19 protein-coding genes and 1 tRNA gene are annotated in these 20,977 nt (G+C 63.9%); 11 read left to right on the top strand and 9 right to left on the bottom strand.

The features are described 5' to 3' along the window. The first annotated feature begins 88 nt into the window (after positions 1 to 88). Both speB and argC read left to right on the top strand, forming a co-directional pair. A complete protein-coding gene (gene speB, locus DPM35_RS25475; RefSeq protein ID WP_112129957.1) occupies positions 89 to 1,090 on the top strand; it encodes an agmatinase in 1,002 nt (333 codons plus the stop codon). Positions 1,091 to 1,119: 29 nt separating this feature from the next. Beyond that, the gene (gene argC, locus DPM35_RS25470) at positions 1,120 to 2,052 is read left to right on the top strand and encodes an N-acetyl-gamma-glutamyl-phosphate reductase (protein WP_112129956.1); all 933 of its coding nucleotides are present in this window, start codon (positions 1,120 to 1,122) and stop codon (positions 2,050 to 2,052) included. A 70-nt stretch (positions 2,053 to 2,122) separates the two neighbouring features. Here argC and DPM35_RS25465 read toward each other — a convergent pair whose 3' ends face one another. Continuing rightward, a complete protein-coding gene (locus tag DPM35_RS25465; protein WP_112129955.1) occupies positions 2,123 to 3,214 on the bottom strand; it encodes a COX15/CtaA family protein in 1,092 nt (363 codons plus the stop codon). A gap of 151 nt (positions 3,215 to 3,365) precedes the next feature. Here DPM35_RS25465 and DPM35_RS25460 point away from each other — a divergent pair, with 151 nt between their 5' ends. Continuing rightward, entirely contained in the window at positions 3,366 to 3,581 is a 216-nt protein-coding gene (locus DPM35_RS25460; protein ID WP_040999884.1) for a DUF2842 domain-containing protein, read from the top strand. A gap of 30 nt (positions 3,582 to 3,611) precedes the next feature. Here the strand turns inward: DPM35_RS25460 and DPM35_RS25455 are convergent, their stop codons facing one another. Further along, positions 3,612 to 4,670: a polysaccharide deacetylase family protein gene (locus tag DPM35_RS25455; protein ID WP_112129954.1), complete on the bottom strand. Its 1,059-nt coding sequence runs from the start codon at positions 4,668 to 4,670 to the stop codon at positions 3,612 to 3,614. 91 nt (positions 4,671 to 4,761) lie between these two features. On the opposite strand from DPM35_RS25455, the gene DPM35_RS25450 reads away from it, so the two are divergent. Beyond that, on the top strand, positions 4,762 to 5,991 hold the full coding sequence (locus DPM35_RS25450) for a GNAT family N-acetyltransferase (protein WP_112129953.1): 1,230 nt from the start codon (positions 4,762 to 4,764) through the stop codon (positions 5,989 to 5,991). Positions 5,992 to 6,010: 19 nt separating this feature from the next. Here DPM35_RS25450 and DPM35_RS25445 read toward each other — a convergent pair whose 3' ends face one another. Both DPM35_RS25445 and DPM35_RS25440 read right to left on the bottom strand, forming a co-directional pair. After that, positions 6,011 to 6,445, bottom strand: a complete 435-nt coding sequence (locus DPM35_RS25445; protein WP_112130036.1) for an FKBP-type peptidyl-prolyl cis-trans isomerase — start codon at positions 6,443 to 6,445, stop codon at positions 6,011 to 6,013. A 379-nt stretch (positions 6,446 to 6,824) separates the two neighbouring features. Next, entirely contained in the window at positions 6,825 to 9,083 is a 2,259-nt protein-coding gene (locus tag DPM35_RS25440) for a GumC family protein (RefSeq protein WP_112129952.1), read from the bottom strand. A 263-nt stretch (positions 9,084 to 9,346) separates the two neighbouring features. On the opposite strand from DPM35_RS25440, the gene DPM35_RS25435 reads away from it, so the two are divergent. The 6 genes from DPM35_RS25435 (at position 9,347) to DPM35_RS25410 (ending at position 14,592) form a co-directional block, all read left to right on the top strand. Then, positions 9,347 to 9,910 (top strand): polysaccharide biosynthesis/export family protein, encoded by a 564-nt coding sequence (locus tag DPM35_RS25435; protein ID WP_040983193.1) that lies wholly within the window; start codon positions 9,347 to 9,349, stop codon positions 9,908 to 9,910. A 9-nt stretch (positions 9,911 to 9,919) separates the two neighbouring features. Continuing rightward, positions 9,920 to 11,050, top strand: coding sequence for a glycosyltransferase (locus tag DPM35_RS25430; protein ID WP_112129951.1), 1,131 nt, complete (start codon positions 9,920 to 9,922; stop codon positions 11,048 to 11,050). A gap of 98 nt (positions 11,051 to 11,148) precedes the next feature. Then, positions 11,149 to 12,684, top strand: coding sequence for an undecaprenyl-phosphate glucose phosphotransferase (locus tag DPM35_RS25425; RefSeq protein ID WP_112129950.1), 1,536 nt, complete (start codon positions 11,149 to 11,151; stop codon positions 12,682 to 12,684). Next, positions 12,681 to 13,988, top strand: a complete 1,308-nt coding sequence (locus tag DPM35_RS25420) for an O-antigen ligase family protein (RefSeq protein ID WP_245431636.1) — start codon at positions 12,681 to 12,683, stop codon at positions 13,986 to 13,988. Before DPM35_RS25425 ends, DPM35_RS25420 begins: the two co-directional genes overlap by 4 nt. A gap of 54 nt (positions 13,989 to 14,042) precedes the next feature. Continuing rightward, positions 14,043 to 14,119: transfer RNA gene (locus DPM35_RS25415), tRNA-Pro, on the top strand. A gap of 170 nt (positions 14,120 to 14,289) precedes the next feature. Next, complete coding sequence (locus tag DPM35_RS25410) at positions 14,290 to 14,592, top strand: acyltransferase family protein (protein ID WP_146767985.1); 303 nt, start codon at positions 14,290 to 14,292, stop codon at positions 14,590 to 14,592. Between the two features lie 153 nt (positions 14,593 to 14,745). Here DPM35_RS25410 and DPM35_RS25405 read toward each other — a convergent pair whose 3' ends face one another. Next, positions 14,746 to 15,759 (bottom strand): sugar-binding transcriptional regulator, encoded by a 1,014-nt coding sequence (locus tag DPM35_RS25405; RefSeq protein WP_112129948.1) that lies wholly within the window; start codon positions 15,757 to 15,759, stop codon positions 14,746 to 14,748. A 142-nt stretch (positions 15,760 to 15,901) separates the two neighbouring features. Here DPM35_RS25405 and DPM35_RS25400 point away from each other — a divergent pair, with 142 nt between their 5' ends. Further along, a complete protein-coding gene (locus DPM35_RS25400; protein ID WP_112129947.1) occupies positions 15,902 to 16,681 on the top strand; it encodes a hypothetical protein in 780 nt (259 codons plus the stop codon). 17 nt (positions 16,682 to 16,698) lie between these two features. On the opposite strand, the gene ptsP is transcribed toward DPM35_RS25400, so the two are convergent. The 4 genes from ptsP to srlA are packed head-to-tail and all read right to left on the bottom strand — an operon-like array spanning position 16,699 to position 20,925. Then, positions 16,699 to 18,684, bottom strand: a complete 1,986-nt coding sequence (gene ptsP / locus DPM35_RS25395) for a phosphoenolpyruvate--protein phosphotransferase (RefSeq protein WP_112129946.1) — start codon at positions 18,682 to 18,684, stop codon at positions 16,699 to 16,701. Between the two features lie 45 nt (positions 18,685 to 18,729). After that, entirely contained in the window at positions 18,730 to 19,110 is a 381-nt protein-coding gene (locus DPM35_RS25390) for a PTS glucitol/sorbitol transporter subunit IIA (RefSeq protein ID WP_112129945.1), read from the bottom strand. Positions 19,111 to 19,137: 27 nt separating this feature from the next. After that, positions 19,138 to 20,142: a PTS glucitol/sorbitol transporter subunit IIB gene (srlE, locus tag DPM35_RS25385; RefSeq protein ID WP_112129944.1), complete on the bottom strand. Its 1,005-nt coding sequence runs from the start codon at positions 20,140 to 20,142 to the stop codon at positions 19,138 to 19,140. Between the two features lie 15 nt (positions 20,143 to 20,157). Then, the gene (gene srlA, locus DPM35_RS25380; protein WP_112129943.1) at positions 20,158 to 20,925 is read right to left on the bottom strand and encodes a PTS glucitol/sorbitol transporter subunit IIC; all 768 of its coding nucleotides are present in this window, start codon (positions 20,923 to 20,925) and stop codon (positions 20,158 to 20,160) included. Between the last annotated feature and the right edge of the window lie 52 nt (positions 20,926 to 20,977).

Here is a 20,977-nt window from a genome sequence, read left to right as displayed (position 1 = left end):
GCGCCGCGCCGTTTCCGCAAGCTGTGACTGGCATGTTGCGTGCCGGTTCTGTAGTGGTGGCTGCCCCGATGCAAACCGAGGACCCGTAATGGCGAACAAAGAAATCGACCACGCCTTCACCGCCCGCTCCAAGACGGGCGCGTCGTTCGAGCCGACCTATGCCGGCGCGCTGTCGTTCATGCGGCGCAAATACACGAAGGACGTGAAAGGCGCGGACGCCGTCGTGTGGGGCATTCCCTTCGACGCCGCCGTCACGAATCGACCGGGTGCCCGCTTTGGGCCGCAGGCGATCCGCCGCGCCTCGGCGATCCTCGACAACGACCCGCAATACCCGTTCTCGCGCGACCTGTTCGAGCACCTCTCGGTGGTGGACTACGGCGATTGCCTGCTCGACAGCGGCAACCACCAGAAGACGCCCGGCACGATCGAGCGCGAGGCGGCCAAGATCCTGAAATCAGGCGCGTTCCTTTTGACGCTCGGCGGCGACCATTTCGTCACCTGGCCGCTGCTCAAGGCGCATGCCGCGATCCACGGGCCGCTGGCGATGGTGCAGTTCGACGCGCATCAGGACACCTGGCCGGATGACGGCAAGCGCATCGATCACGGCTCCTTCGTCGCCCGGGCGGTGAATGAAGGCATCATCGATCCCGACCGCTCGATCCAGATCGGCATCCGCACGCATGCGCCCGATACGTTCGGCATCAAGATCCTCTACGGCCACGAGGTCGAGGAAATGCGTGCCTCCGACATCGCTTATGCGATCGTCGAGCGCACCGGCGGCAAGAAGACCTACCTCACTTTCGACATCGACTGCCTCGATCCGGCCTTCGCGCCCGGCACCGGAACGCCGGTGGCGGGTGGCCCTTCCTCGGCAAAGATGCTGTCGACACTGCGCCAACTCGGCCAGGTCGATGTCGTCGGCGCCGACATCGTCGAGGTTGCGCCGGCCTATGATCATGCCGATATAACGGCGATCGCCGGATCGATCATCGCCATGCACTATCTCGGCCTGTTGGCGGAACGAAAGGCACGGGCGGAAGAGTTGAACAACGGCAATCATGCCGCGATAAATCACGCTAACGGCATATGACATTGGAATCGCAGGGAATTTTGTAAGCGATGAAACCGAAAATCTTCATTGACGGCGAACACGGCACGACGGGCCTGCAGATCAGGGCGCTGCTTGCCGACCGCGGCGACCTGGAGATCATCTCCATCCCGACCGAGCGTCGCAAGGAGACCGCCGCCCGCGCCGAATTCCTCAACGCGGCCGATGTCGCGATCCTTTGCCTGCCGGACGCGGCGGCAAAGGAAAGCGTGTCGCTGATCACCAACGACACGACCAAGGTGATCGACGCCTCGACCGCGCATCGCGTCGCCGAGGGATGGGAATACGGCTTCGCCGAAATGGACAAGGATCAGGCGAAGAAGATCGCCAGCGCGAAGCGCATCGCCAATCCGGGCTGCTGGCCGCAAGGGCCGATCGCGACGCTTCGTCCGCTGGTCTCCGCCGGCCTGTTGCCGGCCGATTTTCCGGTCACCGTCAACGGCATCTCCGGCTATTCCGGCGGCGGCCGGCCGATGATCGAGGACTATGTCAGTAAGGGCGAGGACGCGCCCGAGTTCCTGCCCTACGGGCTGACGCTGCAGCACAAGCATGTGCCGGAGCTCCGCACCTATGCGAAGCTGTCGCACGATCCGATCATGCAGCCGGCAGTGGGCAATTTCGCGCAAGGCATGATCACCGTGGTGCCGCTGCAGCTCGGCGGTCTCGACCGCGTGCCGACCGGTGCCGAGCTTCACGCGGCGATCGCCGACCATTATGCGTCGATCGACGGCGGCGTGGTCGAGGTCGCGCCATACACCCATATGGAGCGCATCCCGGAGATCGATCCGGAGATCTATAACGGCACCAACCGGATGAAGGTCTATGTGTTCGCCAATGACGAGCGGGCGCAGGCGCTGCTGATGGCTGTCTACGACAATCTCGGCAAGGGAGCGTCGGGCGCTGCGGTGCAGAATCTCAATCTTATGCTTGGCATCAAGCACTGAACGGCAATGCAGGCATTTCCAGAGCGCTGGGCCGTTCGAAAGCTTCGCTCGCGATACTGATCGCCGGCCGTCAGCTTCTGACGCTTACCTCGGTCGGCAGCGGATAGGCGCCCTTGGTGCCGCGCCAATGCGCGGTGGCAAAGCCGAGCAGGACCAGGGCGATCGCCTGATGCGTCAGAGCCATGTGCAGCGGCACCTGCATCAACAGCGTGCCGATGCCGATCGAGGCCTGGACGACCACCAGCGCGAACAGAAGCGTGGCCCGGCGGGCATGGGTGGTGACGGGCTGACGCCGCCACGTGGCGATCATGTGCCAGAGCGCCACGACAAAGACCGTATAAGCGCCCAGCCGGTGAACGAACTGCACCGTCTTCGGATTTTCAAAGAAGTTCAGCCAGGCGGGCTTCAGGAGAAGCAGATCGGAGGGGATCACCTTTCCGTCCATCAGCGGCCATGTGTTGTAGGAAAGACCGGCGTGAAGGCCGGCGACCAGTCCGCCGAGATAGATCTGGACCAGCGTCAAGAACACGATGAAGCCCGCGAGCCGCTGCGTCGAGCGATCAGCGGCAGGCTCCGAATGCGGCGCGAGACCTCGCGCGACCACCATGGTGGCGGTGAAGATCAGCGCGGCAAGCGTCAGATGCGTCGCCAACCGGTACTGGCTGACCGAGACACGGTCGACAAGGCCGGAAGCCACCATCCACCAACCGATGGCGCCTTGCATTCCGCCAAGCGCCAGGATGCCGAGGAGCTTCAACCCAAGGCCGCGCTCGATGCGGCGCGTTGCCCAGAAGAACAGCAGCGGCAAGGCAAAGACCACGCCGACGCTGCGCGCCAGAACGCGGTGCGCCCACTCCCACCAGAAGATGGACTTGAAGTCCTCGAGGCTCATGCCCTTGTTGATCTCGGTATATTGCGGGATCTGCTGGTAGCGCTGGAACTCTTCCTGCCATTCGGCGTCGTTGAGCGGCGGGATGACACCATGTATCGGCTGCCACTCGGTGATCGAAAGCCCCGAGCCGGTGAGACGCGTGGAGCCGCCGACCAGCACCAGCGCGAACAGCACGAGCACCACGACGTAGAGCCATCCGCGCACCAGGGCGCGGTTATGCAGGTCTCGGTCGCGTGCGGCATAGGGGGCCGTGGCGGAGATGGCAGCCATGGACGTTTTCCGGCAATTGAAACGCTGGAGTGGTGGACCAAGGCTCGCGCCGTGACAAGACTGGATAGCGCGGCACGCCGTCGCGCCGAGCCGCAGCAGTTGCGCGCACACGTCATTCAGCCTAAGCGAGACGGGTCAACGAGACCGCGACATGCCCATTCGCCTGAAAAAGCTGATCGGAACCATCTTGTTGGTGGCGCTGGTCGTCATCTACGCGCTGATCGCCTCGGCCGTCGCTGTCACAAGGCTCGCCGAATACGGGCCCACGGCACATCTCCTGTTCTTCCTCCTCAGCGGCTTTCTCTGGGTGCTGCCGGCCATGGCCATCATAAAATGGCTGATCATCGAGCCGCGGCCGAAGGGCTGATCCTGTCTGACGCCGGCGCCGCCGGCCAGCCTAGATGGTCACCACCATCTTGCCGGCGTTGGCCAGCGGCGTGGTGATGCCGGACAGCATCGTGCGGATATGGGCGACGCTCTGGTAGCGGCCGTTGACGGAGATGCGCGGCAGCGCGTGCAGGAAGCCGGCATGCTCGGCCCTTAGCACACCATGCCGTGTGGTCACCGCCGAGGCATAGCCCGCGTCGCGGGCGAAGCCCACTTCGCGGCACCCGACAGCGCTGGCAAAACCATAGGGGTAAGCCAGATGACGCGGCTCCTCGCCCAGCTTTTCCTTGAGGATACGGCGGACGTCGCCGATCTCATGGCGCGCATCGGCTTCGGACAGGCGCTTCAAATTGCGATGATTGACCGTGTGCGCGCCGATGGTCACCAGCTTGTGCGCGGCCATGGTGCGGAGTTCGTCCCAGCTCATCAAGGTGCCTGGACGGCCCGAGTCGAATTTGAATCCATTCGAACGAGCCAGTTCCCGCAGCGCCGTACCCTGCTCTTCCTCGGCGACTTCCAGGGTCAGCCAGGCGTTCAGCCGCGCCACGGCCTGGATCTTTCTGCCCTGTGTCGAGCAATCGATCACTGTCGATCCGCCCGCCGTCTTCAACGTCAGGCGCGAGCTGGTGTCGACGATATCCTCTATGACATCCCACCAGAGATCGACGGCGCCGTCGATCAGGCCCGGGGCGACGTAGATGGTGATCGGCGCGCCGTGCTTCTCGAGCACCGGCAGCGCCTCCGTCATGTTGTCGCGATAGGCGTCATCGGCGGTGATCGTAGCGAACTGCCCACCCTTGCCGCAAACCTTGATCCGCTCGATCGCTTCATCAAGGGAAACAAAGGCATAACCCCTTCCCTTCATGTCGGCGATAAGCCTGTCCAGAAAAGCCGGGGCAATATTCAGATGCCGATTGACGCTGTTCGGCCTCTCCGGCGTCGCAGTGACGCGGTGCAGCATCAGGATGGCGCCGATGCCGCCGACAAACGGCCGGGCCAGGGGCGCCAGGCCGGAGTAGCGGGCAAGGTTCAACGCCAGTTTCCGGATTGCCTCGCCCCCGTCGATCATTCCTTCACCTTTTGCGCCTAGGCTTATCCAAGCACGACATTCGCCTATGCGAACCCCCAAGTCGGAACCAATACGTCTTAAGGATTGAGGGATGGTTGACGCCGCCGCGTCATTTGACGGCAACCAGGTCGCTGCCAATGAGGTTTCCACGCGGCCGTTGAAAGCCGATCAGGGCCGGTGGGCCGCTTCCGCAAGCAATGGCGCCGGCCTAGCCGATTACATTCAATTCTGCGCCTCGGCGTTGTTCGCGCCGGCGCAAAGCGCATCCTGGGTGAACAACTGGGCGACCGAGACGGGCGCCGACATGGCTGTCGCGACGCTTTTCTGCGACGGTCGCCCGGCGCTCTCGCTGGCGCTGGAAGTCATTCGGCGAAGTCCCTTCAAGCTTGCCCGTTTCGCCGGCGGTCGGCACGCCAACGGCAATTTCGCGGCAGCCGATCCACGTTTCCTGTCCGCCATCGACGGTCCGGCAATCCGCTCGATGTTCAAGGCGATCGCCCAAATGCGCCCGGACATCGATCTGATCTCGCTGGAAAGGCTGTTGCCCGATCTCGATGGCGTCGCGAACCCGCTCGCCGCGCTGCCCAATTTCGCGAGTCCGAACCTTGCGCTCGCGGTCGATCTGGACGGCGGGTTCGACGCGCTGCTGTCGCGCGCGAGCGGCAAGCGCAAGCGCAAGAAGCACCGCTCGCAGACGCGCAAGTTCGAGGCAGTCGGAACATTTCGCCGCATCGAGGCCCGCACCCGCGAGGAGGTAGACAGGCTGCTCGACGCTTTCCTCGAGATGAAGGAGGCGCGTTTCGCCAAGATGGGCATCGCCAATGTCTTCGGCGATGCGGGCGTGCGCGCCTTCTTCCGGGCGCTGTTTACCGATGCGCTCGCCGAGGACAAGCCGTCGTTTCTGCTGCATGGCCTGGACGTGGCGGGAAAGCTGCGCGCGGTGACCGGGTCCAGCCGCTCGGGCATGCGGCTGATCTGCGAGTTCGGCGCCATTGCAGAAGACGATCTCGCCTTCACCAGCCCTGGCGATTTCCTGTTCTTCGACAACATCCAGGAAGCCTGCGAGCTCGGCTACGAGGTGTATGACTTCTCGGTCGGCGACGAGCCTTACAAACGGCTCTGGTGCGATATCGAGGTCCAGCATTTCGAGGTGCTCGCGCCGCTGACGCTGAAGGGCCGAGCGCTGGCGGCGGGGCTGCGGCAAGGCGCGCGGGCGAAGGCCTTCATCAAGAACAACCCGACAGTTTGGAAGCTGACCAAGACGGTGCGCCGCAAGGCCGCCGGACAGGCAGCACCTGCCGCGGCCGAGGACGACAGCTAGACCTGGCAAGAGTCGCTCACTACGCCGCCTGAACGATCTCGACCAATTCAACGTCGAACACCAGGTCCTTTCCGGCCAACGGATGATTGCCGTCGAGCTTGAGGCTGACATCGTCGACGCCGATGACCGTCACTTGCATGGTACGTCCCTCGCGGGTGCGGGCCTGCAATCGGGTGCCAACATCGACATTGATGTTTGCCGGCACGGCGGCGCGGTCGATGGTTACGACCGCCTCGGGGCGATGAGGACCATAGGCCGCGTCAGCAGGAACGGTGACGGTGCTTTTCGTGCCAACCTCCATGCCCTCGACATGGGTTTCGAGACCCGGAATTACCTGTCCTTCACCGAGTGTGAACTGCAACGGTTCACTGCCGGAAGAATCGAATTGGGTGCCGTCCACCAAGCGCCCGATGTAGTTGATGCGTACGGTGTCGCCGTTCTTGGCCTGTGTCATAACAGCCATCCTTTGGGAGTTTTGGGGGCCGGCCTGGGGATCTCGGTCCCGCTCTCGATCATCCACGCACGAAAATGCGCGGGGCGAAACATCGAAACTAGGTGCCGTGCCGTCGATGTAAAGTGCGGGAGCCGCCGAGAAATGCCCCGGTCCGGTCTTGCACCTAGAGCGCGTCGCGATCCTTCGGATTCGCTTCATGCGCTTTAGGTCTTTGATTTTACGCATGTCTTTATCCCGAAACCGGTTCCCACTTTCGGGAGACATGCTTTAAGGATTGCCATCCCCCCGGCTGAGCCGTCGTGGTCTCGGTCTCCGGTGCGTCGAGGTTATCCTTGGCAAGCGTCGCGGCAGCGCCGGACAGCCTTGCCGGCCTCCAGCCCTATGCAGCCGAACGGCGTCCGGGCAAGGGATCTCCCGGCTCATGGCCGACCGGCGTGACCAGCGTGACGTCCGGATAGCCGTTCTCGATCAGCTTCACCGCGGCCTGGGTCACCTGGTCGTCGGCTTCCAGCATCGACAGGAAGACTTCGGTGCCGTCGCCGACCAGGCGGCTGATGCCTTGCGCGTCGGCCGGGCCGCATTCGACCACGACGAGATCGTAGGCCGTGGTCAGCGACTGCATGATGATGGGCAGCCGGTCGGCGGCGCGCATGGCGCGCACCGGGTCGGCGGTGCCGACCGGAATGACATGCGCATCCGAATAGAGATCGGGATGGATGACGTCGCTGAACTGCGCTTCGGAAGCGAGCAGATTGGTGATGCCCGGAAACAGGCTCGAGTCCAGCATCGGCCGCGACGCCGCGCCCGATGCTGTTAGATCGAGCAAAAGCACACGCAGGCCGGCATCGGAGACTTCGCGCGCCACCAGCACGGCGGACGCGGCCGCCTCGTCGCCTTCGGGCGACACGAAGATCGCGCGCGCCGCGCCGGAAGCGATCAACTTCTCCGCAGCCTTTTCGATATCGATCTCGCCGAGCCGGGATTGGCGCGGCTCGGGCGCCGATCCGGCGGGTTCAGAAGGCCCGACAACGGACGCAGGACGGTCGGCAGCGGCGGCATGGACCTCTGCCGGCTCGCTCTCGGCCGGCCTGGGGAGTTCCGTTTCCGCGATGGAATGACCTGCCGCGGCTTCCTCGTAAGGAGCAAAAGCACGATCTTCGTCATGTGCCTCGGCGATCGCCGGTTCCGTGCGCGCGACAGGCATCGCCACCTGCTCTATGTTCTCAAAACGGGCACCGGGGGCGGGACGCATGGCGCGGCCGGAGAACAACTCGCCAAGCAGCGTACCGATCGCCATCAGCAGCAGCGAAGCTGCGGCGGCGGCCCCGGTGATCGGCCCGATCTTCGGGAAATAAGGCTGGGACGGCACCTGGGCCTGCGCGATCAGGCTCGCCGCGACGGGCGAGTATTTGCGATCCTTGCGCGAGGCCGCCGCATTGTAACTTGCCATATAGGATTCAAGCTGTTGGCGCTGAACGTTCGCGTCGCGCTGCAAGGCATCTAGCTGCACCTGCTGCTCGCCGGCGCGCGCCGACGCGGCTTTCAGCGTGTTGACATCCGTGACCAGCTGATCCTCGCGGGCCTTGGCCGTCTGAGCCTGGGCCGACAACCCCCTGATGATCTTCTGGGCCTCGTTGCGAATCTGACCGTCGAGGTCGGCAAGCTGCGACTTCAGCGCCCGGATGCGGGGATGGTTGTCGAGCAAGGTCGTGGAAAGATCGGCAATGTTGGCCCGGAGCTCGACCTGGCGCTCGCGCAGGCGCTGGATCAGCTCGGAGGACAGAACCTCGGGCACGCTGTCCAGCGAACCGCCATTCTGCAGCGCCCGGCGCACGCTCTCGGCGCTCGCCTCGGCGGAGGCGCGGCTGGCGCGCACGCGCGACAATTCGCTCGACAGCTCGGCGAGCTGCTGAGTCGGCAACACCGCATTGTTGCCGCCCATCAGAAGGTCTGACTGGGCGCGGAACGCTGCGACCTTGGCCTCGGCGTCCTTCACGCGATTCTGCAGTTCGGTGATCTCAGGCGCCAGAAAGTTGGTCGCGGCGGCGTTCGATTCGAGCTTGGCGTCGCTCTTCGAGGCGATATATGCGTTGGCGATGCCGTTCGCGATCGCCGCAGCAAGCTGGGGATCCTTCGAGGCGAACTCGATGGCGATCGCACGCGTCTTTTCGACGGCATAGACGTTGAGCTTGTCGTGCATGGCATTCAGCACGAGCTCTTCCGGCGGAATATCGTGGGGGTCGCTCTTCAAGCCGAACAGCACGAGCATGCTATTCAGCGCGGACATGTCACGCGCCGCGTTGAACTCGGGTTTGCTTTCCAAGTCGAGATTTGCAGCCACCTGCTTGAGGATATCAGGTGAGGAAATGATCTGGACCTGAGTCGCCACGCCCTGTTCGTCCAGAATCGGCTTGTCGTCGTCGTTAGTGCCCGGCGGCCGGGTGTATTCCGATTCGCGCGAGCCGATCTCCAGCTTGGCTGTCGCCTTGTAATAAGGCGTCGCGAGCCAGGCCAAAGCGAAGGCGAGCCCGGTGACCACAAGCGTGACAAGAACAATGCGCAGCCAGTTCCTCGCCAGGCTGGCGAAAAGCTGTTTCAGATCGACATCGACATCTGCGGCCGCGGACTGAACGGACATGCATCCTGCTCCGAACTTTGAGTCGAGGATGGACCGTAAACAACTATGGTAACTCACCCGTTAAGATTAGGGCTGCAGCTTATTAGAGGACACTCAAAGAATATTGGGTGAAAGCAATAGAACGATTGGGCTTTTTGCCGATCAACGCGGCCCCGGATCGCACTCCTTTACCGCCCATTAACCCTAACAGGATGATAACGGTCGCACTTTCCTGGGGTTGTGCCGCGGCTTGCGGCAAGAGCGATGAAGGTTCCTGGCCGGTCATGAAAAGCACTGCTTCCCTCTTTCGCGCTTTGCTTGCCCTGTCGCTTCTCACCGGCTGCTCGAGCTATCGCCCGACCCCCGCCGCCTTCCATGAAGTGCTCGACCAGCCCTACCGGCTCGGCGCCGGCGACCGCGTCCGTGTCACGGTGTTCGAGCAGGACGGGTTGACCAACACCTACAGCGTCGACCAGTCCGGCTATCTCTCCTTCCCGCTGGTCGGCGCGGTTCCGGCGCGCGGCCACACCGCGCAGCAGCTGGAGAAAGAGATCGCCGACAAATTGCGCCAGGGCTATCTGCGTGATCCCGACGTTTCGGTCGAGATCGACCGTTACCGGCCGATCTTCGTCATGGGCGAAGTGGGCGCTGCCGGCCAATATTCCTATGTGCCGGGGCTCACCGTGCAGAAGGCGGTCGCCATTGCCGGCGGCTTCACGCCGCGCGCCAATCAGGAGAGCGTCGACATCACCCGCGACATCAACGGCAAGGTGATGACCGGACGGGTGCTGACATCCGATCCGCTGCTGCCCGGCGACACCGTCTACGTCCGCGAACGCCTGTTCTGAAAAGCCGTCGTGGCGGTGAACCTCAGGATCGTCCACTGCTTCCGCTCACCTGTCGGAGGAATCTTCCGGCATGTGCGCGACCTGACCGAGGCGCAGGTCGCCGCCGGTCATGCGGTGGGAATCGTCTGCGACTCGACGACCGGCGGCGACTATGAAGAGCGGCTGTTCGAGGCAATGAAGGATAGCCTGGCGCTAGGCATCCATCGCACGCCGATGCAGCGCCATGTCGGGCCGGGCGATCTCGCCTCGGCCTGGCGCACCTACAGAATCATCCAGGAATTGCGGCCGGACGTGCTGCATGGGCACGGCGCCAAGGGTGGCGCCTATGCCCGGCTGTTCGGCTCACTGTTGCGGGTTTCAAGGTCTCGCGTGGCCCGCCTTTATTCGCCGCATGGCGGCTCCCTCCACTATGATGAAACAACAGCGACCGGAAAGCTGTTCTTCGGGCTGGAGCACTTCATGGCGCGCTTCACCGACTGCCTGCTGTTTGTTTCCGACTACGAGCGGAAAACCTATCGCCGCAAGGTCGGCGAACCGCCCGTACCCAACCGGCTCGTCTATAACGGCCTGCGCGCCGCCGAATTCGAACCGGTGGCGACGGCGGCAGATGCCGCCGATTTCCTGTACATCGGCATGATGCGCGACCTGAAAGGCCCGGATATCTTCATCGATGCGCTGGCTTTGGCCGGCAGCGAGCTTGAACGCCCCTTGAGCGCGGTGATGGTTGGCGACGGCGACGACCTGCCGCGCTACCACGTGCGGGTCGAGCGGCTTGGCCTCAAGAACCGCGTTCGCTTCCTGCCGCCGATGCCGGCCAGGCAAGCTTTCGCCCTGGCCGAGCTGGTCGTGGTTCCATCCCGCGCGGAGGCGATGCCCTATATCGTGCTCGAAGCCTTGGCGGCCGGCATGCCGATGATCGCGACCGCGGTCGGCGGCATTCCGGAAATCTTCGGCGAGAGTTCCCCTGTCCTGATCCGGCCGGACCCCGTCGAGCTTGCCGGCAAGATGAAGACTACGCTCGACGAGCGCGACGCGTACCGGGAGATGATGCCGCAGGCCGACGAGCTCAAGGCCCGATTTGGGGCGGATGTAATGGCGGCCGAGATCGAGACGGCCTATCTCGCGGCGCTCAACAAGTAGGTCCGCAACCGCACAACAGCTTCAAAACCACCGGTTGTCTCAAGCCTTTTTTAGCTCTCTTTTGCTATGCATTCGCGCGAAGCTCGCGGACAGTTCCCATGAATGAGATCGACCCCGCACACCGCTTTTCCATGGATGCGGTGCGCAACTACGACGCTCCCGCCGAGAGCGAAAAGCCCGGCGGCATCAACGATGTAGCGCGCCAGGTCGCCTCGCAATACCGGCGCGATACCATGTCGCCGATCATGGTCAGCGGCGTGCTGCGCATGGTCGAGTTCGCGGTGCTGCTCCTGTCGGGACTCTGCGTCTATTTCTACTATGTCGGTTTCTTCACCTATCTGGCCTGGCAATATCCGCTGGCAATCGCGGCGACGTCGTTCCTGGCCGTGGTGCTGCTCGACGTCACCGACTGCTACCAGATCGCGGCGCTGATGCGCCCGCTGGCCAATTTCGGCCGGGTGCTGCTCGTCTGGGCCGGCAGCTTCGCGCTGATGGCACTCACCGCCTTTGCCATCAAGGCGTCGGAAGACTATTCGCGCCTGCTGTTCGGCACCTGGTTCGTGGCCGGCTTCGTGCTGATCTTCGGTTTGAGACTGGTGATGTCCAGCCTCATCCGGCGCTGGGCGCGCGACGGCCGCATGGAGCGCCGCGCCCTCATCGTCGGCGGCGGCAAGGCTGCTGAACAGCTGATCCGCTCGGTCGAGAAGCAACCCTACAACGACATCCGCATCTGCGGCATCTTCGACGACCGCAACGACAAGCGCTCGCCGCCGATCGTCGCCGGCTATCCGAAGCTGGGCACCGTTTCCGAGCTCATCGAATTCGCCCGCATCGCGCGCATCGACATGCTGATCGTGTCGCTGCCGTTGACCGCCGAATCGCGCGTGCTGCAGTTGCTCAAGAAACTCTGGGTGCTGCCGGTCGACATCCGGCTCTCGGCGCATTCCAACGCGCTGCAGTTCCGGCCGCGCGCCTACTCCTATATCGGCTCCGTGCCGATGCTCGACATCTTCGACAAGCCGATCAACGACTGGGATTCGGTCGCCAAGCGCGCCTTCGACATCGTCTTCTCGCTTGTCGGCATCATCCTGTTCTCGCCGGTGATGCTCGCCACCGCAATCGCCATCAAGCTCGACAGCAAGGGTCCGGTGCTGTTCAAGCAGAAGCGGCACGGTTTCAACAACGAGATCATCGAAGTCTACAAATTCCGCTCGATGTTCACGGACCGGTCCGACCCGACCGCCAAGCAGACGGTGACCAGGAACGATCCGCGCGTCACCCGCGTCGGACGCTTCATCCGCAAGACGTCGATCGACGAGCTGCCGCAGTTCTTCAATTCGCTCCTCGGCTCGCTGTCTCTGGTCGGGCCGCGCCCGCATGCCATCGCCGCTCAGTCGCACAACCTGCTCTACAACGAGGTGGTGGACGGCTATTTCGCGCGCCACAAGGTCAAGCCCGGCGTCACCGGCTGGGCGCAGATCAACGGCTGGCGCGGCGAGATGGATACCAACGAAAAGATCCGCATGCGCACCGAATACGACCTCTATTACATCGAGAACTGGTCGATGCTGTTCGATCTGCGCATCCTGTTCCTGACGCCGATCCGCCTGCTCAACACGGAAAACGCCTATTGAGCGCCATCGCCCATGAGTTGCAGCCGCGGGCATTGCCGGCGTCCGCGGTCAACCAGTTGCCGCCTTCAGCGGTCAACGCCAAGCTGATCTCGCTGATCGCGTCGGCGGCGATCGGCATCGGCATCCTGCTCTCCGGCTTCGTCATCAGCGAGCCCGCGCCCTACGAGATCTACATGGCCGGGCTGATCGCGGTCTGGGCACTGTTCGGCCTCAGGATCTCCCGCGCGATCGTGCCGCTTCTGGTGCTCCTCGTGGCAATGAACATCGGCGGCATGATCGCCATGACGCAGATGGCGGATCTCGCCAACACGCCGCTCTATCTCGCCGTCTCGCTGTTCCTGGCCTTCAGCGCGGTGTTCTTCGCCTCGGTGACCTCGGTCCAGCCCAGCCTCTACCGGCTGATCTTCATCGCCTATGTCGTGTCGGCGGTGGCGACGTCGCTGCTCGGCATCGCCGGCTATTTCCATGCCTTTCCCGGCGCGGAGATGTTCACCAAATACGACCGCGCCGCCGGCGCCTTCCAGGACCCGAACGTGTTCGGGCCATTCCTGGTGCTGCCTGGCACCTACCTGCTCTACGTGCTCTTAACCGGCCCCGTATCGCGCATGCCGCTTCTGGCTGTGCCGTTGCTCATCATCACGGCCGGCATCTTCTTTTCCTTCTCGCGAGGGGCCTGGGGCATGTTCGCGGTGTCGGCGGTGCTGCTTACCGCGTGCCTGTTCCTGCAGAGCGCCAGCGGCAAGTTCCGGCTGCGGGTCGTGGTGATGACGATCGCCGCCGTGGCGCTGCTGGTCATCGCCTTCCTCATCATCCTGCAACTGCCCGGCGTGTCGGACATGTTCACCCAGCGCGCGCAGCTCGAACAGAGCTACGATTCGGCGCGACTCGGCCGATTCGCCCGCTACACGATCGGCTTCCAGCTGGCGATGGAGCATCCGTTCGGCATCGGCCCGCTGGTCTTCGGCACGATCTATGGCGAGGACACGCATGACATCTGGCTGAAGGCGCTGATGGATTATGGCTGGCTGGGCTTCGTCTCGTTCCTGACGCTGACCTTATGGACGATCGGCGCCGGCTTCCGCATCCTTCTGCGCGACCGGCCGTGGCAACCTTATCTGCTCTGCGCCTATGTCGCCTATCTCGGCAATATCGGGCTCGGCACCTTCATCGACATCGACCACTGGCGCCACCTGTACCTGCTGCTCGGCCTGGTCTGGGGCGCGATCGCGCTGGAGTACCGGCATCAGCGGGAATTGCGGCTGGCGAGGCCTGCATCCCTTCCTGCGATTTCACCTGCGCGATAGGCACCGAATTCGGTTGACCCGCACGGGGTTATCACGATACATCGCCACCCGGTCCGGAGTGTAGCGCAGCCCGGTAGCGCACTTGACTGGGGGTCAAGGGGTCGTCGGTTCGAATCCGGCCACTCCGACCATTTTCAGCCTGAGACTTGGCCCCAGAGCTTTCGTCGACCGAGAGCGACCGGCTTGACCGATTCCCGTGCGGCCGTTCCTGTGGAGCGCGGCCACCATCGTTGAGCATAACGGGCCGACAGGTTACCTCGCGTTCAGCTGGATGGCGCCAATGCCTCTCCCGCTTCTGAGGATGCCCGAATTCATCACCGGCATCATCTGCGCCTTGCTGTTCCGGGCCGGCGCGTTCAACCGTCGTCGTGACGACGTGGCCGCCATTGTGGCCGGGGCGTTCACGATGGCCGCGCTTATCGCGACAAGCACGGCATCGACAGGATCTTTCGCAGCAATAGGCTTTGTTGCCTTGATTACGACATGCGCCGTCAATGACGGCCTTGTTCAACGCGCCCTATCGTGCAGGCCGCTCGTGCTGCTGGGCAATGCAAGCTATGCCCTCTACATCCTGCAAATTCCGGTTCGAAAGTGGAGCCAGTGATATTCACGGGAGAATGGGACTGGATCGGACGGCTTTTGTATCAGCCCTTGCTGGTCATCATTTCGGTCGCCGTCTTCATTCTGCTGGAGGAGCCTGCCCGCAAGCTCCTCCGCGGTTCAATTGCGGAACGGGCAAGCCCTTCCGTCGCTTGATTCATGCCCCATGCGCCGCCAGCATACGGCGCGCGCTTTCCTCGTCAGTGATGAGCACGGTTGGCGCAATCAGGTTCATGGCGCCGAGCAGCGCCTCGGTCTTCTCCGCGCCGCCCGAGGCTAGGATGCGGATCGGCGCCTTGCGCAGCCGATCGACATCCACCGACATCACATGGCTGTTGACGGGATGGTCGACCAGATCGCCCTTGCGGTCGTAGAAATGGAACAGAAGATCGCCGACGGCGCCACGCGCCAGCAGGGCCTCCCGGTCCGCTTCATTGAGGAAGCCGCCGCGCGAGAAGGTGGTGGCCGAAGCAATGCCGCCGACGCTCAGCAGGACCGCGTCGAGCGCGTCGGCCATTGCAAAAATCTCCTGCAGGCCGCAGCGCTCGACCAGCGCGATCTTGGTCTCGACGCTGTCGACGACGGCCGGCGTCGGCATCAGATAGCCGTCACCCTGAAAAATCTGGGCGAAGCGCCAGGCGAACTCGGCCGGGTTGACCCGGCGTGCGACACCGACGCCGCCAAGCAGCGAGATCACGCTGAAGTCGGTCAGCGACTTGGCGCTGATGAACGGCAAGGTGTGGAACAGCGTCACACCCCAGCCGACGCCGACCCGCATGCCGGATTTCATCGCGTCGGACAGGAACATGCCGGTCTTGGCGGCGATCGCCGGGATCGGATCGGCGTTGGAATCAGAGAGCGGCGCGACCAGCGCCTGCTGCAGACCGAAGGTCTTTTCCAGCGCGCGCTCCAGGCGCACGATCTCCAGGAGCTCGCTCTCGATGGTGATCTTCACCTCGTTGCGCGCCCTCGCCTCCGCCAACATGCGCACGATTGTGACCCGGCCGACGCCGAGCACGTCGGCGATCTCGTTCTGTGTCATCTGCTCGACGAAATACATCCAGGCGGCGCGGATCCTGAGCCGGTCGGTCCGGCTTTCATTGACGACCTGCTCAGCCGCCTCCGCTGTCGCCTTGCCGCTTTCAGATTCGCCCTGCCGTCGCCTGCCCAAGTTCCCCTCCGCGATACCGCCGCCGATTCTGCGTTCTGGTTAAATATCGTCTATTGATCTACCAAGCGAGACGAACAATCTAGAGAGGGCGACTGGCGCCCCAGAGCCCTGACCGGCTTTCAGCATTTCGAGGCAATTGGTGATGCTGCGACAAATTTCCGAAGATGTGCGCGCCAACCTGAAGGACCGGCTTCGGGAACTGCGCGATGCCATTCGCCAGAGCCGCCACGACAGCGCCGGCGAGGCATCTCACGATATAGCCGGCAATTTGCCTCCCTTTCCGGGCCGTAGCCTGCTCGGCCACGCCGCGAGCGCTGTCGACGACGCGCTGACGATCGCCGAATCCTTCGTTCCGCATTCCCGGCCGCTCAAGGTCGACGGAACGACCGTAAAAAGCCTGCGCGCCTATTTCCCGCAAGGCGATGAAGACCGGCAGATAAACGGCGAACGTCAGTTCAGGCGTGACATGTATTATCTGACCCGGGCGGTCCTTGCCGGGCTCGGCATAGAAAACCCAAGGGTGCATGAGGCGAGCTTTTCGGCCGTCCATGCCGCAGTGCGCAAGCGCCATGCAGAATTGCTCGCCGCAGCGACAGCGTCCGCGGCCTCCACGGACCAGATCGCGGCGGCCTGCTCGGCCCTGCTTGTCGAATGCCTCAACCACCGCCCCATCCAGCTTGGCGAGACCGGCTCGGCCGCAACGACCTTCACCGACAGGTCGTTTGATATCGATTGCCTGGCGCCGATCGTGCTAGCCTGCGGTCTCGCCACCAAGGGCGAGACGTCCGAGCCCGACATTCTCGAGATCGCGGTGCTGGCGGCAGAAGTGCGGGAGGATCGCATCCGGCAGGCTTGCGCCCAAGCCAATGCCGTCCAGGAACTGACACCGGTTCTCGCCACCCTGCTCGCGCATCTGACGTAACCGCCGCGAGGGATCCGCTATCGTTCAGCCGCCATGGCCGCGATGGTCTTCTTGGCGCGCTGGATCGAGGCCGGGCTCATGCTGAGCTCGGTCAGGCCCATCCCGATGAAGGTCGGGATGAGGTCCGGACGGCCGGCGGCTTCGCCGCACATGCCCACCATGATGCCGGCGGCGACACCGGCCTTGGCGGTCAGTTCGATCGCCGACATCACCGCCGGATTGGTGACGTCATTGAGCTTGGCGACCGTCGGATTGAGGCGGTCGGCGGCCATGATGTACTGGGTGAGATCGTTGGTGCCGATCGAGAAGAACGCCACTTCCTTCGCCAACGCCGGCGCGATCAGCACGGCAGCCGGCGTCTCGATCATCACGCCGAGATCGAAGCTCGCATGCTCAACGCCCTCGGCCTTCAGCTCGGCCGCGCATTCATCGACCAGTGCCCGCGTGCGCGTCACTTCTGAAATCTCAGAAACCATAGGCAGCATCACCTTGATGTTGCCGTGCACGGCGGCCCTGAGCAGGGCACGCAGCTGGCGCTTGAAGATGTCGGGCCGGTCGAGACACATGCGGATGCCGCGCCAGCCGAGGAAGGGGTTTTCCTCGTCGGGAAATTCGATGCCGGCGATCGGCTTGTCGCCGCCGATGTCGAGCGTGCGCACGATCACCGGATGCGGCGCGAATGCCTTGGCCAAGGCGCTGTAGGTTTCGGCCTGCATGTCTTCCGACGGCAGGTGCATGTGGCGCATGAAGAGCAGCTCGGTGCGAAACAGGCCGACGCCCATGGCGCCGGCTTCCTGCGCCGCCTCGATCTCTTCCAGCGAGCCGATATTGGCGGCGACCTCGATCACCGTGCCGTCGGCGCGGGTAGGAGTTACTTCCTTGAATATCTTGAGGCCCGCGCGCTCCTGCGCCGCGGCTTCTACGCGCCGGTTGAAATCGGAGCGCGTCGCCTCATCCGGGTCGACGATCACATGCCCCGCATTGCCGTCGATGGCGACTTCCTTGGCCGCACGCAACTCGTTGATCTTATTTCCCAGACCAAGCACCGCCGGGATGCCGTGCGAGCGCGCGATGATGGCGATGTGCGAGGTGGCGCCGCCATGCCCGCAGACCACGCCGCCGATGCGCTTCAGCGGCGCGCGCGCCAGATCCCAGGCGCCGATGTCGTCGGCAATCAGGATCGCGCCCTGCGGTATGGTCTCCAGGCTGACCTCGTCCTGGCCGAGCAGCACCAGGCAGATCTGCCGGCCGACGGCATGGACGTCGTCGGCTCGGGCGTTGAGATAATGGTCATCTACCGCGCTGAAATCGGCGGCGATGGTGGCCGCGGCAGCGATGACGGCGGAGACCGCATCGTCACCGCCTTTGATCAATCTTTCCACTTCGCCTGTCAGGCTGTCGTCGGCGGCGATGTCGCGCAGCGCCGCGACGATGCCACGGTCGCCGGCGGAGAGATTGTCCTCGGCGAGCGTGAGGTCCATGCGGGACTGGACGCTGGTGACGGCGCCGCGGAAGCGCTCGATTTCGCTGTCGATCTCATCGGCCCGCAGCCGTCTGCCCGGTCCTTCGATCTCCGGCGGGAAATGGGCAAAGGCCGGCCCGATCGCAACACCCTCGCTGGCGGCGACGCCCTGGAGCTTGGAGATTCCATCCATCGGCGCGGCAGCCAGCGGCGCGGCCTCGGGAGCGGGTGCCGCGGCTGCGGTTTCCGAGCCGCCCTCGCCCGCTTCACTCTCGTCGTCGAGGCCGGCGCGCGGGTTCTCAAGATAGCCGATCAGCGCCTCGATCGCCTCGATCGCGTCGGCGCCGTTGGCGCGCACGGTGACTTCCTGGTTCTCTTTCACCGCCAGCAGCATCAGCTTGACCGAGCTCTTGGCGCTGACCGCCTTGCCGTCCTTGACCAGCTCGACATCGGATTCGAAACCCTTGGCGAGCTTCACGAACCGCGTGGCGGGACGGGCGTGCAAACCTTCGTGCACTCTGACGATGGTCGAGCGTTCCATGGCAATACTCTAGCTTACGGCGCCACCTGGACGGCGCTGATCCTATCAGGCGGCGATGGTGATGACAGCGCCCGGCGTCAGAGCCGTCACCAGCGCCCCGGTGTCGATCTCGGACGCGCACAGCTCGCCCGGCCTTTCGGCCTCAGTCGCTCCGTTGAAGGAGATCACGACATGGCCCATTTCGCGGACCTTGCTCCAGGCCGTGGAGCCGACCGCCGTTATCGTCGCCGAGACCGGTCCGAGCGTGATCGACGCGCCTTTCGCCGGCCCGTTATCGCTCGGGCCCTCCTCCGTCTTGTGCAGCACGGAGACCTCGGCCAGTTCGGGAGGCGAGCCATCCGCGAAAAGGATGACCACGCCGCCCTCGGCGAGGTCCGCCACTTCGGGTCCAATTGCCGTAACCCGTGTCTTGAGAAGAACCGACATATGGCGAACCTCGTTTTTACTGATGGCTTAGAACACGATCAGGGACACGACCCATGCGATCAGCACGGAAACCGGGCCCATGATCTGGCGGCTGATGAGCACCGCCGGCACGCCGATCTCGATCGTCTTCGGCTTGGCTTCACCCAGCGCCAGACCGACGGGAACGAAATCGCAGCCCACCTGGGTGTTGTAGGCAAACAGCGCCGGCAGGGCCATTGCGGGCGAGATGGTGCCGTTGGCGATCTGCGGGCCGATGATGGCGACGCCGATGACCTGCGCGATGACCGCGCCCGGTCCCAGGATGGGCGACAGGAACGGCAGGCCGCAGATGGCCGAGATGACCAGCAGGCCGACAATGTTGTTGGCCAGCGGACCCATCGGCTGCGCCAGCACGTCGCCGATGCCGGTATAGAGGATGAGGCCGATCAGCATGGTCACGAAGGCCATGAAGGGCAGCACGTTGCGGACGACCTGGTCGATGGTGCGGCGGCCGGAGTTGAAGAAGATGCCGACCACGCGGCCCATGACGCGGCCGATCGAGCTGATCAGGCCGATAAGCCCGCCTTCACTCGGCAGCGGTTCGGCCGCCCTGGCAGTGGTGTTGTTGCTTGAACTCATCGATGCTGCTCCCCCCGCAGTGGTGACCGCTTCGGATCCGTCCGCCATTGTGACGTTGGCCGGCTTCACGCCCGAAACGTAGATGTCTTCCGTGATGAATTGGGCGAGCGGACCCGCCTGGCCGACCGGCGTCAAGTTGACGGTCGGGATGCGCTTGCGCGGGTAGACGCCGCAGCGTGCGGTGCCGCCGCAGTCGACGACGACGACCGCCATCTCGCTTTCGATCGGCGGCGACTTGAAGCCGTCGACGGCCTGGGCGCCGGTCATGTCGGCGATGAGCTGCGCCACCGGATGAATGCCGCCGCCGGTTACCGACACGACCTTGTTGCGCTGATCGGTCGGCTCGATGACCAGGGGGCCGCCCCAGCCGGTGGAGCCCTTCGAGATCTTTACTGCCTTGAATGTCTTGGTCATGGTGCCCTCCCGCCCTTAGAGCTCGACGCCCTGGCGGCGCGCCATGATGGCCGTGATGCGCTCGGTCAGGATGCCCTTCAGCAGGATGACGACGAGGCCGACGAGGGCGTACCAGATGGCCACCTTGACGTGATAGCCGTTGGCGATGACACCCCGCTTCTCGAGGTCGAGCAGCGCGACCAGCATGCCGCCCCAGACGAAATATTCACCGGGGTTGATGTGCGGGAAGAGGCCGAGCGGCGGATGCACATAGGACACTGCCGCGTCATAGAAGGCAGGCTTGTGCTTTTCTTCCAGGAAGGAGCCGAAGGTGTAGGCCATCGGGTTGGTGAGGAAGAACACGGACAGCACCGGCAGCACGGTATAGCGGGTCAGCGCGATGCGGCCGGCGCCGCGCGCCAGACCGTGGACGCGCTCCTCGCCGACCAGTTCGGTCACGGCGTAGAAAGCGGTCATCAGCACGACCAGGGTCGGGATGATGCCGGTGACGAAGCCGGCGAACACCTCGCCACCCTTCTGAAAGATGCCGATGAAATACTTGCCGATCGCGGTCAGCCAGCCGAGCTGCTCTTCCTGCTGCACGTTCTTCAGCTGTTCCTTCAGCTGATCGGCGGTCACCGGCGCGTTGTCGGTCGTCGCCTGCGCCAGGACCACGAGATGATCGGTGGCATGCTCGACGCCGAGCTTGCCGTGCCAGGCAGCATCCGAGACCATGGTGCCTGCGACATGCAGGTTGTGCACCGCCAGGTCGGCATGCTGCGCCAATAACGAAATTACAGACATTTCTCCTCCTTATGACCCCTGCCGGTCATTCCCAGCCGGCTGCCGGCGTCGT

Origin of the sequence: Mesorhizobium atlanticum, from assembly GCF_003289965.1 — a bacterium.
Lineage (GTDB): Bacteria > Pseudomonadota > Alphaproteobacteria > Rhizobiales > Rhizobiaceae > Mesorhizobium > Mesorhizobium atlanticum.
The sequence above is the reverse complement of the archived record's forward strand: the minus strand, read 5'-3'. Positions and strand labels throughout refer to the sequence as shown.

Excerpts from the sequence above, each read along its gene's own strand:
- DPM35_RS25450 (WP_112129953.1), top strand. The coding sequence starts at position 4,762 with ATGGTTGACGCCGCCGCGTCATTTGACGGCAACCAGGTCGCTGCCAAT.
- DPM35_RS25410 (WP_146767985.1), top strand. The coding sequence starts at position 14,290 with ATGCCCGAATTCATCACCGGCATCATCTGCGCCTTGCTGTTCCGGGCC.
- DPM35_RS25465 (WP_112129955.1), bottom strand. The coding sequence starts at position 3,214 with ATGGCTGCCATCTCCGCCACGGCCCCCTATGCCGCACGCGACCGAGAC.
- srlE (WP_112129944.1), bottom strand. The coding sequence starts at position 20,142 with ATGACCAAGACATTCAAGGCAGTAAAGATCTCGAAGGGCTCCACCGGC.
- DPM35_RS25455 (WP_112129954.1), bottom strand. The coding sequence starts at position 4,670 with ATGATCGACGGGGGCGAGGCAATCCGGAAACTGGCGTTGAACCTTGCC.
- DPM35_RS25445 (WP_112130036.1), bottom strand. The coding sequence starts at position 6,445 with ATGACACAGGCCAAGAACGGCGACACCGTACGCATCAACTACATCGGG.
- DPM35_RS25460 (WP_040999884.1), top strand. The coding sequence starts at position 3,366 with ATGCCCATTCGCCTGAAAAAGCTGATCGGAACCATCTTGTTGGTGGCG.
- DPM35_RS25440 (WP_112129952.1), bottom strand. The coding sequence starts at position 9,083 with ATGTCCGTTCAGTCCGCGGCCGCAGATGTCGATGTCGATCTGAAACAG.
- DPM35_RS25435 (WP_040983193.1), top strand. The coding sequence starts at position 9,347 with ATGAAAAGCACTGCTTCCCTCTTTCGCGCTTTGCTTGCCCTGTCGCTT.
- DPM35_RS25425 (WP_112129950.1), top strand. The coding sequence starts at position 11,149 with ATGAATGAGATCGACCCCGCACACCGCTTTTCCATGGATGCGGTGCGC.
- DPM35_RS25400 (WP_112129947.1), top strand. The coding sequence starts at position 15,902 with ATGCTGCGACAAATTTCCGAAGATGTGCGCGCCAACCTGAAGGACCGG.
- speB (WP_112129957.1), top strand. The coding sequence starts at position 89 with ATGGCGAACAAAGAAATCGACCACGCCTTCACCGCCCGCTCCAAGACG.
- DPM35_RS25390 (WP_112129945.1), bottom strand. The coding sequence starts at position 19,110 with ATGTCGGTTCTTCTCAAGACACGGGTTACGGCAATTGGACCCGAAGTG.
- argC (WP_112129956.1), top strand. The coding sequence starts at position 1,120 with ATGAAACCGAAAATCTTCATTGACGGCGAACACGGCACGACGGGCCTG.
- srlA (WP_112129943.1), bottom strand. The coding sequence starts at position 20,925 with ATGTCTGTAATTTCGTTATTGGCGCAGCATGCCGACCTGGCGGTGCAC.
- ptsP (WP_112129946.1), bottom strand. The coding sequence starts at position 18,684 with ATGGAACGCTCGACCATCGTCAGAGTGCACGAAGGTTTGCACGCCCGT.